Source organism: Micromonospora sp. NPDC005324, from assembly GCF_040607155.1.
GTDB lineage: Bacteria > Actinomycetota > Actinomycetes > Mycobacteriales > Micromonosporaceae > Micromonospora > Micromonospora trifolii.
Genome location: NZ_JBEXGE010000006.1, coordinates 168880 through 185294, shown reverse-complemented (window position 1 = coordinate 185294; position 16415 = coordinate 168880). Strand labels below are relative to the sequence as shown.

Sequence of the window (16415 nt, the reverse complement as noted above, 5' to 3'; positions counted from 1 at the left end):
GAGGACCCGATGACGCACGGCGTCTCTTTCATCGACGATCATCGTCGTATTGCGCTCCAGGGCACCGGCCACCGGCACCGCTGAGCCGACCGCCCGTCGCTGACCGGCCCCGACGCCACGCGTCGCTGCGCCGTCCATCAGGGCCGTCGTACCGGCTGACGCCGTACCCACCCGCATCGCCCCGGTCGCCCCCGTGAGGGCCCAGGGCGTCACTTTCCGGAGCCTTCCGTGCGCATCCTGCTGCTGTCCACCGCCGACACCGACCTGCTGGCCGCCCGCGCCAGCGGCGCCGACTACCGGTTGGCCAACCCCGCCCGGGTCACCGCCGAGGAGGTGCCCGCCCTGCTCGACGGGGTCGCCCTCGTCGTCGTACGCCTGCTCGGCGGTCGGCAGGCGTGGCCGGACGGCCTCGACGCGGTGCTCGCCACCGGTGTACCGACTGTCGTGCTCGGCGGCGAGGCGCTGCCCGACGCGGAGCTGATGGCGATCTCCACAGTGCCGTCCGGGGTCGTCACCCAGGCGCTGGCATACCTGGTGGAGGGCGGCCCGGACAACCTGGGGCAGTTGGCCCGGTTCCTCTCCGACACGGTGCTGCTCACCGGCGAGGGGTTCGCCCCGCCCGCGCCCACCCCGGCGTACGGCGTGCACGGCGAACACCCCGCCGACCCGGACCGGCCCACAGTGGGAATCGTCTTCTACCGGGCGCACGCCCTCGCCGGCAACACCGACTTCGTCGACGTCCTCGCGGACGCGGTCCACAGAGCCGGCGGCAACCCGCTGCCGATCTTCTGCGGCTCGCTGCGCGGGCTGACAGCGGGCGCCGGCCCACTCGGGCTCTTCGCCCGCTGTGACGCGCTGCTGGTCACTGTGCTCGCGGCCGGCGGCGCGGTCGCCGCGGACGCCTCCGGTGGTGGCGACGAGGACGCCTGGGACGTCGGTGCCCTGGCCGCCCTGGACGTGCCGGTCATCCAGGCGCTCTGCCTCACCAGCACCCGCGCGCAGTGGGCCGACAGCGCCGCCGGGCTGTCCCCGCTGGACGCCGCCATGCAGGTGGCCATCCCCGAGTTCGACGGCCGGATCGTCACAGTGCCGTTCTCGTTCAAGCAGATCGACGCCGACGGGCTCTCGGTCTACGCCGCCGACCCCGAGCGGGCCGCCCGGGTCGCCGGGATCGCCGTGCGCCACGCCCGGCTGCGGTACGCGCCGCACGCCGACAAGCGGGTCGCCGTGGTGCTCAGCTCGTACCCCACCAAGCACTCCCGGGTCGGTAACGCCGTCGGGTTGGACACCCCGGCCTCGGCGGTCCGGCTGTTCGCCGCGCTGGCCGAGGCCGGCTACGACCTGGGTGACGCGCCACCGCCCGACGACGGCGACGCGCTGATCCACGCGCTGATCGCCGCCGGAGGCCACGACGTGGAGTGGCTCACCCCGGAGCAGTTGGCCGCCGCCGAGGCCCGGATACCGGGGCCGACGTACCGGCGCTGGTTCGATCAGGTCCCGGCCGAGCTGCGCGAGCGGATGCGGGAGCACTGGGGTGAGCCGCCGGGCGAGCTGTACACCGAGGGCGGCGACATCGTGCTCGCCGGGCTGCGCTTCGGCAACGTGGTGCTGCTGATCCAGCCGCCCCGCGGCTTCGGGGAGAACCCGATCGCCATCTACCACGACCCGGATCTGCCGCCCAGCCACCACTACCTGGCCGCGTACCGCTGGTTGACAGCGCCCGTCGCGGACGGTGGCTTCGGCGCGGACGCCGTGGTGCACCTGGGCAAGCACGGCACCCTGGAGTGGCTGCCCGGCAAGGGCCTCGGCCTGGCCGCCGACTGCGCGCCCGACGCGGTCCTCGGCGACCTGCCGCTGGTGTACCCGTTCATCGTCAACGACCCCGGCGAGGGCACCCAGGCCAAGCGGCGGGCGCACGCCGTGGTCGTCGACCACCTGGTCCCGCCGATGGCCCGCGCCGAGACCTACGGCGACCTGGCCAAACTGGAGCAACTGCTCGACGAGTACGCGACGGTGCAGGCACTCGACCCGGCCAAGGTGCCCACCGTGCGGGCCCAGATCTGGGACCTCGTGCGCGCCGCCGAGCTGCACCACGACCTGCACGCCGAGGCGATGCCCGACGCGGACGACTTCGACGACTTCGTGCTGCACCTCGACGGGTACCTGTGCGAGGTCAAGGACGTGCAGATCCGCGACGGGCTGCACATCCTCGCCGACGCGCCCACCGGCGAACCACGGGTCAACCTCGTCCTCGCGGTGCTGCGCGCCCCGCAGATCTGGGGCGGCGCCCGCGCCCTGCCCGGCCTGCGACAGGCCCTCGCCGCCGCGTACTCCCTCGACGAGCAGGAGCTGCTCGCGTCGCCGGGTCAACGACTGGCGCTGCCCACGGCGTTGACCGACGTGGTGGACGGGCCCGCCGGCACCGCCGCCGACGCGATCGACCTCATCGAGGCCCTCGCGCGGCGGCTGGTCGTCGGCATGGAAACCCTGGACTGGGCCGTGGACACGGTCGACGCCGTGGTGACCGAGGTGACCGGTCAGCCGATCCCGGACGTCGCCGCGGTGCTGCACTTCGCCGCCACCGAGCTGGTGCCCCGACTGGACCGGACCACCGACGAGCTGACCAACACCCTCGGGGCGCTCGACGGTCGGTTCGTGCCGCCCGGCCCGTCCGGCTCGCCCACCCGGGGCCTGGTCAACGTGCTGCCCACCGGCCGCAACTTCTACTCCGTCGACCCGAAGGCCATCCCCAGCCGCAACGCCTGGGACGTCGGGATTGCCCTCGCCGACTCCCTGCTGGCCCGGCACCTCGCCGACACCGGGGCCTACCCCCGCTCGGTGGGGCTGACCGTGTGGGGCACCAGCGCGATGCGGACCCAGGGCGACGACATCGCCGAGGTGCTCGCGCTGCTGGGGTGCCGGCCGGTCTGGGACGACCGGTCCCGGCGGGTCACCGGCATCGAGGTGGTGCCGACAGCCGAGCTGGGCCGCCCGCGCGTCGACGTCACAGTGCGCATCTCCGGCTTCTTCCGTGACGCGTTCCCCCACGTCGTGGCGCTGCTCGACGACGCCGTGCGGCGGGTCGCCGCGCTGGACGAGCCGGACGAGGAGAACTACCTGCGGGCGCACGTCACCGCCGACCTCGCCGAGCACGGCGACGAGCGGCGGGCCACCGCCCGGATCTTCGGCTCCAAGCCCGGCGCGTACGGCGCGGGCCTGCTGCCCCTCATCGACGCCCGGACCTGGCGCAGCGACGCCGACCTGGCCGAGGTGTACGCGGTGTGGGGCGGCTACGCGTACGGCCGTGGCCTGGACGGGCGGGAGGCGCGCGCCGACATGGAGCGCTCGTTCGCCCGGATCGCTGTGGCGGTGAAGAACCAGGACACCCGTGAGCACGACATCGTCGACTCCGACGACTACTTCCAGTACCACGGCGGGATGGTGGCGATGGTCCGTCACCTCACCGGCACGTCACCGCACGCGTACGTGGGTGACTCGGCGATGCCGCACGACGTGCGCACCCGCACCCTGGGTGAGGAGACCCGGCGGGTGTTCCGGGCCCGGGTGGTCAACCCGAAGTGGATCGCCGCGATGCGCCGGCACGGCTACAAGGGCGCGTTCGAGCTGGCGGCCACAGTGGACTACCTGTTCGGCTACGACGCCACCGCCGGTGTGGTCGACGACTGGATGTACGAGCACCTGGCCGCCGCGTACCTCTTCGACGAGACCACCCGGGAGTTCCTGGAGAAGTCCAACCCGTGGGCGTTGCGCGGCATCACCGAGCGGCTGTTGGAGGCCGCCGACCGGGGTCTGTGGGCCAAGCCGGAGCCGGCCACCCTCGACCGGCTGCGGGACACGTACCTGGCCAGTGAGGGCGATCTGGAGGACGGGGTGTGAGCGCGAGGAGTGAGCCGGTTTTGCGAGCCCCGCAGTCGCGAGCGAAAGAAGGCCCAGTGACCGTGACCTACCCTTTCAGTGCGGTGCTCGGCATGGCCGACATGCGGTTGGCCCTGCTGCTCAACGCGGTCTCCCCGGCGATCGGCGGGGTGCTGGTCCGGGGTGAGAAGGGGACCGCCAAGTCCACCGCCGTGCGGGCTCTCGCCGCGCTGCTGCCTCCGGTGCGCCGGGTGGCCGGCTGCCGTTTCGGCTGTGACCCGGCCGAGCCCGACCCGGCCTGCCCGGACGGCCCCCACCCGGCCGACGCCGCCGCCGAGACCCGTCCGGCCCGCCTCGTCGAGCTGCCGGTGGGCGCCGCCGAGGACCGGGTGGTCGGCGCACTGGACCTGGAGAAGGCGATCGGCGAGGGGGTGCGCGCCTTCGAGCCGGGCCTGCTCGCCGCCGCGCACCGGGGTGTGCTCTACGTCGACGAGGTCAATCTGCTGCACGACCACCTCGTCGACCTGCTGCTCGACGCGGCGGCGATGGGTCGCAGCCACGTCGAGCGGGAGGGCGTGTCGGTCAGCCACGCGGCCCGGTTCCTGCTGGTCGGCACGATGAACCCGGAGGAGGGGGAGCTGCGCCCGCAGCTGCTCGACCGGTTCGGGCTCACCGTGGAGGTGGGCGCCAGCCGGGACCCGGAGGTCCGGGTCGAGGTGGTCCGCCGCCGGTTGGCCGCCGACGCGGACCCGGTGGGCTTCGCCGCCCGTTGGGCCGACGCCGACGCGGAGATCGCCGGCCAGGTGGCCGCCGCCCGCCGCCGACTTCCCGGGGTACGACTGCCGGACGCCGCGTTGCGGCAGATCGCCGAGGTGTGCGCGGCGTTCGACGTGGACGGGATGCGCGCCGACATCGTCACCGCCCGGACCGCCCTCGCGCACGCCGCCTGGCACGGTCGGGACCGGGTCACCATCGACGACGTCCGGGTGGCCGCCCGGCTGGCCCTGCCGCACCGCCGCCGCCGCGATCCGTTCGACACCCCGGGCTTGGACGAGAAGCGCCTCGACGAGGCGTTGCAGCGCGCCCAGGACGCCCACCCCGACGACCCGGACGACGCCGGCCCGGACGACAGTGGCCCGAACGACCGTGGCCCGAACGACCGTGGCCCGGACGGCGGCGGCCCGTCGGGCGGCGGTCCGGCCGGTGGCGGCGGCCCGGACGGGGGCGGCCCGAGTGGCGTTGGCAGGCTGGGCGACGGCGACGGCCAGGGTGAACCCGAGGCGGCCGGACCCTCGTCGGCGCGGAACGACGCTGGCCCGGACGGGCGCACCGACGGCCCGGACGCTGGTGACGGTTGGCCGCAGCACCAGCCGGGCGACAGCGGCGCCGACGACGGTTGGCCGCACCACCAGACGGGCGACGGCCAGAACTCGCGCCCGCGCGGTGGCCGGGAATCGGCGACCGGTGACGACGACCCGACCCGTGGTGGAGAGTCCCAGCCGGTGGCCGTACCCCGGGGTGGGCTGAAGGCGCGGGTGCTCACCGCGCCCGGCCTGGGTGACGGGGTGCCGGGCCGACGGTCGCGGGCCCGCACCGGGCGGGGCCGCACCACCGGCGCCCGGGTGCCGGCGGGTCGGGTGAGCACGCTGCACCTGCCGGCCACGATCCGCGCCGCCGCGCCGCACCAGGCGGCCCGGGGCCGGCTCACCGGTCCGCTGCGGCTGCGCCGCGACGACCTGCGCGAAGCGGTTCGCGAGGGGCGCGAGGGCAATCTGGTGCTGTTCGTGGTGGACGCGAGCGGCTCGATGGGCGCCCGGCAGCGGATGACCACGGTGAAGGACGCGGTGCTCGCCCTGCTCACCGACGCGTACCAGCGGCGGGACAAGGTCGCGGTGATCACGTTCCGGGGTGCCGGTGCCCGGATCCTGCTGCCGGCGACCTCGTCGGTGCTGGCCGCCTCGACCCGGCTGGCCGAGCTGCCCACCGGTGGGCGTACGCCGCTGGCCGAGGGGTTGCTCGCCGCCGCAGACCTGTTGCGGGTGGAGCGCCTGCGCGACCCGAAGCGCCGCCCACTGGTCCTCGTCGTCACCGACGGGAGAGCCACCGCGGGCACTCGTCCCCTCGATCGGGCGGCAGTGGCGGCGAAGGTCCTGGCCGCGACAGGCGCCCCCTGCGTGGTCGTCGACTGCGAATCCGGCCCCGTACGCCTCAACCTGGCCGCCCGCCTGGCCACCCAGCTGAAGGCCCCCCGAACCGCCCTGGAAGCCCTCACCCACGCCCATCCCCGCGATCTTGCTCTTCCTGTTGCGGCATGAGGGATCAAACGCACACATGACCAACAGAAACCGCAAGATCGCGGGACGGGAGACCGGCTGATGCCGCAGGGACAACCGAGCTCGGTGCCCGCTGACGGGTTGACCACCCGGCAGCGGCGGCACCGGCCACTGCTGATCGTCCACACGGGACAGATGAAGGGGAAGTCGACGGCGGCCTTCGGGCTGGCGTTGCGGGCCTGGACGGCTGGCCTGCCGGTCGGGGTGTTCCAGTTCGTCAAGAGCGCCAAGTGGCGGGTGGGGGAGGAGAACGCCTTCCGGGCGCTCGGCGAGGTGCACGAGCGCACCGGTCAGGGCGCGCCGGTGGCGTGGCACAAGATGGGCGAGGGCTGGTCCTGGATCCAGCGCGGCGGCGACGCCGACCACGCCGCCGACGCCCTGGAGGGCTGGCGGCAGATCCAGCGTGACCTGGCCGCCGAGCGCTACGGGCTGTACGTGCTGGACGAGTTCACCTACCCGATGAAGTGGGGCTGGGTGGACGTCGACGAGGTGGTCGCCGCCCTGGCCGACCGCCCCGGCTTCCAACACGTCGTGATCACCGGTCGGGACGCCGACCCGCGCCTGGTCGCCGCCGCCGACCTGGTCGCCGAGCTGACCAAGGTCAAGCACCCGATGGACGCCGGTCAGAAGGGCCAGAAGGGCATCGAGTGGTGAGCGCGCACTGGGCGCTGCCCCGACTGGTGGTCGCCGCACCGGCCAGCGGCCACGGCAAGACGACCGTGGCCACCGGGCTGCTCGCCGCGCTGCGCCGACGGGGTCTGACGGTCAGCCCGCACAAGGTCGGCCCCGACTACATCGACCCCGGCTACCACGCTCTCGCCGCCGGGCGACCCGGGCGCAACCTCGACCCGTTTCTGGTCGGGGCCGACCGGATCGCCGCCCTGCTGCGACACGGCGCGAACGTCCCCACGCCCGCCGACATCGCTGTGGTCGAGGGCGTCATGGGTCTGCACGACGGCGCTGTGGGCCGCCGCGACTACGCCTCCACAGCGCACGTCGCCCGGCTGATCGAGGCACCCGTGCTGCTGGTGTTGGACACCACCGCGCAGGGCCGGTCGGCAGCCGCGCTCACCCTCGGCATGGCCGCGTTCGATCCGGCGGTACGGATCGGCGGGGTGATCCTCAACCGGGTCGGCTCGCCCCGGCACGAGACGCTGCTGCGCGACGCCCTCGCCGAGGTGGGCGTACCGGTGCTCGGGGCGGTGACCCGCGCCGCCGAGGTGGCCGCGCCGGCCCGGCACCTCGGGTTGGTGCCGGTCGCCGAGCGGGCACCCGAATCCGTCGCTATCGTCACCGCGCTCGCCGAGCTGGTCGAGGCCACAGTGGACCTCGACGCCGTGCTCGACCTGGCCCGCAGCGCCCCGCCGCTGACCGCCCCGGCGTGGGACCCGGTCGCCGCCGTCGGCGGGCCGGCGGGCGTCGAGCGACCACGCGTCGCCCTCGCCGGTGGTCCGGCCTTCACCTTCTCGTACGCGGAGACCGCCGAACTGCTCGGCGCGGCCGGCGCGGACGTCGTCACCGTCGACCCGCTGCGGGACCCGGCGCTGCCCACCGGCACCCGGGCGGTGGTGATCGGCGGCGGCTTCCCCGAGGCGTACGCCCGGACGTTGGCCGACAACACAGCGCTCCGCGCCGAACTGGCCGACTTCGACGGGCCGATCGTGGCCGAGTGCGCCGGACTGCTCTACCTCGGGCGGTCCCTGGACGGGGTGCCGATGTGCGGCCGACTGGACCTGACGGCCCGGATGACCGACCGGCTCACCCTCGGCTACCGGGAGGCCCTGGCCGTCACCGACTCCCCGGTGGCGCGCGCCGGCGAGCTGGTACGCGGCCACGAGTTCCACCGCACCACCACCGACCCGGGGCACGGCGACGCGCCGGCGTGGCGCTGGAACGACACCGAGCACGGCTTCGTCGCCGGCCGGGTGCACGCGTCCTACCTGCACACCCACTGGGCCGGTCACCCGGACGCGGCCCGTCGACTGGTCGAGGCGTGCCGGTGAGCGCCGACGCCACGCTCACCGGGGTCGGCGTCGGCCCGGGTGACCCGGAACTGCTCACCGTCAAGGCGGTGCGGCTGCTGGGCGAGGCCGACCTGGTCTTCGTACCCGTGATGGCGGAGCGGGCGGCGCCCACCGCGACCGCCGGTCCGACGCCGCCGGGTGCGGACGCCGGGCGCGCCGAGGCGACAGTGCGCTCCCACGTCGCGGCGGACCGGCTGCGCCGGCTGCCGTTCGCGCTGGACGACCGGGGTGGGGCCACCGCGCGCCGGGCGGCCGCCTGGGACGACGCCGCCCGGGTGGTGGTCGAGGCGATCGACGCGGGCGCGCGGTCCCTCGCGTTCGCCACCATCGGCGACCCCAACGTCTACTCCACATTCGGTTACCTGGCCCAGAGCGTCCGCGCGCTGCGCCCGGCGGTGCGGGTGGCGACAGTGCCCGGCGTCACCGCCATGCAGGAGCTGGCGGCCCGCAGCGGCACCCCGCTCTGTGAGGGACGCGAACCGCTCACCCTGCTGCCGGCCACCGCGGGCCTGGCGCTCTTCGCCGACGCCCTCGCCGGGCCGGGCACCGTCGTCGCCTACAAGGGCTGGCGGCGGCACCCGGAGTTGCTCGCCGAACTGCGCCGGCAGGGCCGCCTCGCCGACGCCGTGCTCGGGCGCAGCCTGGGGCTGCCCGGTGAACGCATCGGGCCGGTCGACGACACCGAGCACGACCTGCCGTACCTGTCGACGCTGCTGGTTCCGGCCCGCCGCGAGCACCGAGGAGGAAAGCTGTGACCAGCGACGGCAAAGTGTGGTTCGTCGGAGCCGGCCCGGGTGCGGCGGACCTCTTGACCCTGCGGGCCGCCCGGGTGATCGCCGAGGCGGACATCGTGATCTGGGCGGCCAGCCTGGTGCACGCCGACGTGCTCGACCACGCCCGCCCCGGCGCGGAGATCGTCGACTCGTCGCAACTGCCCATCGAGGGTGTCCTGCCGCTCTACCAGCGCGCCGCCGAGCAGGGGCTGACAGTGGCCCGGATCCATTCCGGAGACCCGGCGCTGTGGGGCGCGGTGCAGGAGCAACTGGACCTGTGCCGGGCGCTCGACCTGGCCGTCGAGATCGTGCCCGGGGTGTCCTCGTTCACCGCCGTCGCGGCGATCGTCGGACGGGAGCTGACAGTGCCCGAGGTGGCCCAGTCGGTCATCCTCACCCGCCTCGAAGGTGGCAAGACCCCGATGCCGCCCGGCGAGCGGGTCCGCGACTTCGCCCGGCACGGCACCACAATGGCGCTGTTCCTCTCCGCCGCCCGCTCCGGGCAGGTGCAGGCCGAACTGCTGGCCGGTGGCTACCCGGAGGACACCCCGGCCGTGGTGGCGTACCAGGCGACGTGGCCCGACGAACTGGTGGTGCGCTGCACTGTCGGCACCCTGGAGGCGACCGTCAAGCAGCACAAGCTGTGGAAGCACACACTCTTCCTGGTCGGCCCGGCCCTGGCCGCCGAGGGCACCCGCTCGCACCTCTACCACCCCGGGCACTTCCACACCTTCCGGCGGGCCGAGCCGGCCGCCCGCGCCGAGCTGCGCCGCCAGGCCAGCGCCCGCAGCGGGGGGACAGCCACACCGGGGCAGACACCATGACGTACGCCGAGCCGCCGCTGCGCGAGCCGGACCTGCCACGTACCGCGAAGGTCCGGCCCACAGCGCTGCGCACCGGCTGGACCACCGGCGCGTGCGCGACGGCGGCGGCCAAGGCCGCCGTCACCGCGCTGGTCACCGGCACCACCCAGCAGGAGGTGGAGATCGGGCTGCCCGCCGGACGCCGGGTGCGCTTCCCGGTGGAGCGCTGCGAGGTGACCGGCACCCCACCGGTCCGGGTCGAAGCGGTGGTGGTCAAGGACGCCGGGGACGACCCGGACGTCACCCACGGCGCCGAGCTGACCGCCACCGTCAACTGGACCGACGTCCCCGGCCTGCGGCTGACCGGTGGTGCCGGCGTCGGCACTGTCACCAAGCCCGGCCTCGGGCTCGCGGTCGGCGGCCCGGCGATCAACGACACCCCCCGCCGGATGATCGGCGAGGCGGTGGCCGAGGTGGTCGACCTCAGCGAGGTAGGTGTCCGGGTGGTGATCAGCGTGCCCCGGGGCGAGATCATGGCCCGCAAGACCACCAACCGTCGGCTCGGCATCCTCGGCGGCATCTCGATCCTCGGCACCACCGGGATCGTCCGCCCCTTTTCCACCGCGTCGTGGCGGGCCAGCGTCGTACAGGCCGTGCACGTGATGGCCGCCCAGGGCGAACGGACCGTGGTGCTCTGCACCGGCGGACGTACCGAGCGGGCCGCCCGTGCGCTCCTGCCCGACCTGCCCGAGGTCTGCTTCGTCGAGGTCGGCGACTTCACCGGGGCCGCGGTGACCGCCGCCGTGGGTGACGCGATGACCGGTGTGGTCTTCGTCGGCATGGCCGGCAAGCTCGCCAAACTGGCGGCCGGCATCCTGATGACCCACTACACCCGCTCCAAGGTCGACCTCTCCCTGCTCGGCGCCGTGACAGCCGAGGCCGGCGGGGACCCGTCGCTCGTCGCCGCCGTGACCGAGGCGAACACCGGGCGGCACGCGTACGAGCTGTGGGAGGCCGCCTGGCTGCTCGGACCGGCCGGCGACCTGCTCTGCCAGCGGGTCCGCCAGGTGCTGCGGCGCTTCGCCGGGCCGACGGTCAGAGTGGACGTGGCGATGGTCGACTTCGCCGGAGCGCACGTCGTCGCCTCGTCCGGCCGGTGGCCCCGATGACGCCGACGGCCTCGGTGGCCCACGTGACGCCTTCGGCCCCGGTGACCGCCGTGACAGTGGTCGGCCTGGACGCGGCGGGCGCACCGCCGCACCCCGCGCTCGCACCGGTGCTGGCCGCCTCCGGGCTGGTGGTCGGGGCCGCCCGGCACCTGGCCGCGGTGCCCGTACCGGCCGACGCGGACACCATCACCCTCGGGCCGCTCGCCCCCGCCCTGCGCCGCCTCGCCGAGGCCGTCGACGCCGGGGTGCCGGCCGTGGTGCTGGCCAGCGGCGACCCCGGCCTGTTCGGCATCGTTCGGCGGCTGCGCGCGGCCGGGCTGCCGCTGCGGGTGGTACCGGCGGTGTCCAGTGTGGCCGCCGCGTTCGCCCGCGCCGGGCTTCCCTGGGACGGCGCCGCCGTGGTCACCGCGCACGGGCGCGACCCCCGAGCCGCAGTGAACGCCTGCAGGGCGCTGCCACTGGTCGCGGTGCTCACCGCGCCCGGCGCCGGCGCGGCCGAACTGGGCGCCGGCCTGATCGGCTGGTCCCGCCGTCTGCTGGTCGCCGAGCACCTGGGCGCCGCCGCCGAACGGATCCGCGCGGTCACCCCCGAGCAGGCCGCCGCCAAGACCTGGGCCGATCTACACGTCCTGCTCAGCCTCGCCGACCCCGTACCCGCCGCGTCCACCGACGGCGTGCCCGCCGACGTCCCGTCCGGTCGGGGCACGGCCGGCGGCATGCGCGCCGACAACCAGCCCGCCGCCGCGCCGGCCGGCGGCTGGGCGCTGCCGGAGGACCGGTACGCCCACCGCGACTCCATGATCACGAAGTCGGAGGTGCGCGCTCTCGTCGTCGCCCGGCTGCGCCCCCGACTGGGCCGGCTGATCTGGGACGTCGGGGCGGGCAGCGGCTCGGTCGGCATCGAGTGCGCGATGCTCGGCGCGGCAGTGCTCGCCGTCGAACAGGACCCCGAGGCCGGCGCGACCATCCGGGCCAACGCCGCCGTGCACGCCGTGCACGTCCGGCTCGTCACCGGACGTGCTCCGGCGGCGTTGGTCGACCTCCCCGAGCCCGACGCGGTCTTCGTCGGCGGTGGCGGTGTCGACGCCCTCACCGCCGTGGTGGCCCGCCAACCCGAGCGGGTGGTGCTCACGCTGGCCGCACTGGACCGGGTCGCGCCGGCCGTGGGTCTGCTACGCGCCGCCGGCTACACGGTCGAAGGCAGCCAGCTCTCCGCCGCCCGCCTCGCCGACCTGCCCGGCGGGTCGATCCGCCTCGCGGCCACCAACCCGGTGGTCGTCCTCACCGGGGAGCGCTAGTGACCGACCAGAACACGCCCGCCCGGATCGGCCTGGTGGCGGCCACCGCCGCCGGCCGCCGGCACGCCGACACCCTTGCCGCCGCCTGGCCGCACGCCCGGCTGGTCGAGGGGGAGACCGTCGCCGACGCGCTGCGGACCGCCTGGGCCGGGTGTGACGCGGTGATCGCATTCCTGGCCACCGGGGCGGTGGTGCGCATCGTCGCGCCGCTGCTCGACGACAAGCGCACCGACCCGGCGGTGGTGGTCGTCGACGAGGCGGCCCGGCACGCCGTGGCGCTGCTCGGTGGGCACGCCGGCGGGGGCAACGCCCTCACCGAGCAGGTCGCCGCCCTGCTGGACGCCCGACCGGTGATCACCACCGCCACCGACGCGGTCGACCTGCCGGGGCTGGACACCCTCGGCTGGCCCGTCCAGGGCGCTGTCGCCGCGGTGTCCCGGGCCATCCTGGACGGCGAGCCGGTCCGGCTGATCGCCGACGCCGACTGGCCGCTGCCCGCCCTGCCTCCGAACGTGCGCGCCGCCGACGAGGAACCGACGGACGACGGGTACCGGCTGGTGGTCACCGACCGGGTCGTGTCACTCGACGAACGGACCGCCGTGCTGCGGCCGCCATCGCTGATCGCCGGCGTGGGCGCGAGTCGGGGCGTACCCACCGCCGAGGTGGCGGAGCTGCTACACCGGGTGCTGGCCGAGGCCGGCCTCGACCCGGCGAGCCTGCGCTGCCTGGCCACCGCCGACATCAAGGCCGACGAGGCGGGCATCCGCAGCACCGCCGACGCGCTCGGCGTACCCCTGGTGACCTGGCCGGCGACGCGGCTGGCGGCGGTCGACGTGCCGCACCCCAGCGAGGTGGTCCGCGCCGCGGTCGGCACGCCGAGCGTGGCGGAGGCCGCGGCGCTGCTCGGCCCGGACGGCCGGGCCGACGACGCGACGCTGCTGGTGGGGAAGACCGCGACGGCGATGGCCACAGTGGCGGTGGCCCGACACGCGCCACGCGGCCGGCTGGCCGTCGTCGGCCTCGGGCCGGGCGCCGCCGACCTGCGCACTCCCCGCGCGGTGGCCGAGCTCCGTCGCGCCGCCGTGGTGGTCGGCCTCGACCAGTACCTGGAGCAGGTCCGCGACGTGCTCCGCCCCGGCACCCGGGTGCTCTCCAGCGGGCTGGGCGCGGAGGAGGCGCGGGCACGCGCCGCCGTCGCCGAGGCCGCCGCCGGCCGGGCGGTCGCGCTGATCGGCTCCGGCGACGCCGGGGTGTACGCGATGGCCAGCCCCGCCCTGGAGTACGCCGACGAGCGCATCGACGTGGTGGGCGTGCCCGGCGTCACCGCCGCCCTCGCTGCCGGGGCGCTGCTCGGCGCGCCGCTCGGCCACGACCACGCCTACCTGAGCCTGTCCGATCTGCACACCCCGTGGGACGTCATCGAGCGGCGGGTGACCGCCGCCGCCGAGGGTGACTTCGTGACACTCTTCTACAACCCACGCAGCCGGGCCCGCGACTGGCAGCTCGGCAAGGCGCTCGGCATCCTCGCCGCGCACCGGTCACCGGACACCCCGGTGGGCGTGGTGCGCAACGCCAGCCGCCCCGGCGAACGGGTGCACCTCGCCACACTGGCCACGCTCGACCCGGCCATCGTCGACATGTACAGCGTCGTGGTCGTCGGCAGCAGCGACACGCGGCTGGTCGCCGGCCGGATGGTCACACCCCGGGGGTACCGGTGGCGTTCGTGACGATCGACGCCTGCCAGGGCTGCGGCGCCTGCCTGCTCACCTGCCCCACGCACGCGATCCGCCCGGTCGCCGGTGGCCTCACGGTCCGGGCCGACCGGTGCACCGGCTGCCTGGAGTGCCTGGAGATCTGCCCGGTCGACGCGATCCGCGTCGTCGAGCCCGACCCCTGTGAAGGAGCCCGATGAGCCGGGTGGTGCACCCCATCGAGGCCGAGTCGTACCGCATCCTGCGCGAGCGCGTCGACCTGTCGCACCTGCCGCCGCTGAGCCGCGCGGTGACCGAGCGGGTGGTGCACGCCAGCGCCGACCTCGCGTACGTCGACGAGCTGGTCTGCGACGAGGCCGCCCTGGAATCGGGGCTGGCGGCGCTGCGCGCCGGGGCGCCAGTGGTCACCGACGTGGCGATGGTCGCCGCCGGCATCACCCGGGCCGGTCTGGAGCTGGTCTGCCCGGTCGCCGAGCCGGCCGCCGCCGCCCTGGGGCGCTCGGCCGGGATCACCCGCTCGGCGGCGGCCGTCCGGATCGCCCTGGAACGGGTCGGACCCGCAGCGGTCTGGGTGGTCGGCTGCGCGCCCACCGCGCTCGTCGAACTGCTCACAGTGGACGCCGCACCGGCGCTCGTCGTCGGCCTGCCGGTCGGCTTCGTGGGCGCCGCCGAGTCGAAGGCGGCGCTGCGGGCCAGCGGCCTGCCCGCCGTGTCCAACGTGGGGGAGAAGGGTGGCTCGGCGGTCGCCGCCGCCGCCCTCAACGCCCTGCTCTACGTGGAGGAGAAGTCATGACCGGGTTGGTCATCGTCGGGCACGGCACGCGCAGCGCGGCCGGGGTCGAGCAGTTCGCCGCTCTCGTCGAGCGGGTCCGCGGTCGCGGTGACGTCGGCGACGTCGAGGGTGGCTTCATCGAGCTGTCCCGCCCACCGCTGACCGACGCGGTCGGCGCGCTCGTCGCCCGCGGGCACCGGGCGCTGGTGGCGCTGCCGCTGGTGCTCACCGGCGCCGGTCACGGCAAGGGCGACATCCCCGCCGCGATGGCCCGGGAACAGCAGCGCCATCCTGGGCTGAGCTACCGCTACGGCCGCCCGCTCGGCCCCCACCCGCTTCTGCACGAAGCCCTCGAACAGCGCATCGACGCCGCACTGGCGGGTGCCGACCGGGCCGACACGTGGGTGGCGTTGATCGGGCGGGGGTCCACCGACCCGGACGCCAACGCCGAGGTCGCGAAGGTCGCCCGGCTGCTCTGGGAGGGACGCGGCTACGCGGGGGTGGAGCCGGGGTTCATCTCCCTGGCGCAGCCGTCGGTGCCGGCCGTGCTGGAGCGGCTGCGCCGCCTCGGCGCGCGGCGGATCGTGGTGGCGCCGTACTTCCTGTTCGCCGGGGTGCTGCCGGACCGGATCGTCGCCCAGTCGGCGGAGTTCGCCGCCGCCCACCCCGACCTGGACGTCCGGGTCGCCGAGGTGATCGGCGACTGTGACGCCCTCGCCGACCTCGTTTTGCAGCGGTACGCCGAGGCGCTGGGCGGGGACATCCGGATGAACTGCGACACCTGCGCGTACCGGGTGTTGATGCCGGGCTTCGCGGACAAGGTGGGTCGCCCGCAACGCCCGCACGACCACCCCGACGACCCGGTCGGCCACCACCATCACCACGGGCACGACCACCACGGGCACGACCACGACCACGGCTCGGTCGCCGTGGTCGGCGGCGGGCCGGGGCCCGACGACCTGATCACGGTACGCGGAAAGGCGTTGCTCGACGCGGCGGACGTCGTGGTGGTCGACCGACTCGCCCCGCAGGGGCTGCTCGCCGGGCTGCGCCCCGACGTGCTGGTGGTCGACGCCGCGAAGGTGCCCCGTGGCCCGTCGATGGCCCAGGAGGCGATCAACGAGGCCCTGGTGGCGCACGCCCGCGCCGGTCGCCGGGTGGTCCGGCTCAAGGGCGGCGACCCGTACGTCTTCGGGCGCGGCCACGAGGAGGTGCAGGCCTGCGTGGCGGCCGGTGTCCCGGTGACTGTGGTCCCCGGGGTGAGCAGCGCGCTCGCCGCACCGGCCCTCGCCGGCGTGCCGGTGACGCACCGGGGCGTGGCGCACGACGTCACTGTCGTCTCGGGGCACCTGCCGCCCGGGCACCCCGACTCGCTCGTCGACTGGGCGGCGCTGGCCCGGGCCCGGGGCACCGTCGTCCTGCTGATGGCCGTCGACACCATCGCCAAGATCGCGACCGTGCTGATCGAGCACGGTCGCGCCCCGGAGACCCCGGTGCTGGCCGTGCAGGACGCCGGGCTGCCCGACCAGCGGTCGGTGCCCGCCCGGCTGGACGAGATCGGCGCAGTCGCCGCCCGAGAGGGCGTCGGCCCACCCGCTGTCTTCGTCCTCGGCCCGGTGGTGGCCCTCACCACCACCGGGCCGACGGGATGACGA

General features: G+C 75.3%; 12 protein-coding genes. All 12 read left to right on the top strand.

What is annotated here, in order from left to right:
- Positions 1-228: 228 nt before the first annotated feature.
- The 12 genes from cobN to cobA all read left to right on the top strand — a co-directional run bounded on the left by cobN (position 229) and on the right by cobA (position 16412).
- Positions 229-3897, top strand: coding sequence for a cobaltochelatase subunit CobN (gene cobN / locus ABZS40_RS08905; protein WP_354942752.1), 3669 nt, complete (start codon positions 229-231; stop codon positions 3895-3897).
- A gap of 92 nt (positions 3898-3989) precedes the next feature.
- A complete protein-coding gene (locus tag ABZS40_RS08900; protein WP_354942837.1) occupies positions 3990-6191 on the top strand; it encodes a VWA domain-containing protein in 2202 nt (733 codons plus the stop codon).
- A 60-nt stretch (positions 6192-6251) separates the two neighbouring features.
- Complete coding sequence (gene cobO / locus ABZS40_RS08895; RefSeq protein ID WP_354942751.1) at positions 6252-6863, top strand: cob(I)yrinic acid a,c-diamide adenosyltransferase; 612 nt, start codon at positions 6252-6254, stop codon at positions 6861-6863.
- On the top strand, positions 6857-8212 hold the full coding sequence (locus ABZS40_RS08890) for a cobyrinate a,c-diamide synthase (RefSeq protein ID WP_354942750.1): 1356 nt from the start codon (positions 6857-6859) through the stop codon (positions 8210-8212). Before cobO ends, ABZS40_RS08890 begins: the two co-directional genes overlap by 7 nt.
- Complete coding sequence (gene cobI / locus ABZS40_RS08885) at positions 8209-8988, top strand: precorrin-2 C(20)-methyltransferase (RefSeq protein WP_354942749.1); 780 nt, start codon at positions 8209-8211, stop codon at positions 8986-8988. Before ABZS40_RS08890 ends, cobI begins: the two co-directional genes overlap by 4 nt.
- Complete coding sequence (gene cobM / locus ABZS40_RS08880; RefSeq protein WP_354942748.1) at positions 8985-9830, top strand: precorrin-4 C(11)-methyltransferase; 846 nt, start codon at positions 8985-8987, stop codon at positions 9828-9830. The genes cobI and cobM overlap by 4 nt, the downstream gene beginning before the upstream one ends.
- Positions 9827-10978, top strand: coding sequence for a cobalt-precorrin-5B (C(1))-methyltransferase (locus tag ABZS40_RS08875; protein WP_354942747.1), 1152 nt, complete (start codon positions 9827-9829; stop codon positions 10976-10978). Before cobM ends, ABZS40_RS08875 begins: the two co-directional genes overlap by 4 nt.
- Positions 10975-12276, top strand: coding sequence for a precorrin-6y C5,15-methyltransferase (decarboxylating) subunit CbiE (gene cbiE / locus ABZS40_RS08870; RefSeq protein WP_354942746.1), 1302 nt, complete (start codon positions 10975-10977; stop codon positions 12274-12276). The genes ABZS40_RS08875 and cbiE overlap by 4 nt, the downstream gene beginning before the upstream one ends.
- Positions 12276-14003 (top strand): precorrin-3B C(17)-methyltransferase, encoded by a 1728-nt coding sequence (gene cobJ, locus ABZS40_RS08865; RefSeq protein ID WP_354942745.1) that lies wholly within the window; start codon positions 12276-12278, stop codon positions 14001-14003. The genes cbiE and cobJ overlap by 1 nt, the downstream gene beginning before the upstream one ends.
- On the top strand, positions 13991-14188 hold the full coding sequence (locus ABZS40_RS08860; protein WP_112601048.1) for a 4Fe-4S binding protein: 198 nt from the start codon (positions 13991-13993) through the stop codon (positions 14186-14188). The genes cobJ and ABZS40_RS08860 overlap by 13 nt, the downstream gene beginning before the upstream one ends.
- A complete protein-coding gene (locus ABZS40_RS08855) occupies positions 14185-14781 on the top strand; it encodes a precorrin-8X methylmutase (protein ID WP_354942744.1) in 597 nt (198 codons plus the stop codon). Before ABZS40_RS08860 ends, ABZS40_RS08855 begins: the two co-directional genes overlap by 4 nt.
- Complete coding sequence (gene cobA / locus ABZS40_RS08850; protein WP_354942743.1) at positions 14778-16412, top strand: uroporphyrinogen-III C-methyltransferase; 1635 nt, start codon at positions 14778-14780, stop codon at positions 16410-16412. Before ABZS40_RS08855 ends, cobA begins: the two co-directional genes overlap by 4 nt.
- The last annotated feature ends 3 nt before the right edge of the window (positions 16413-16415 follow it).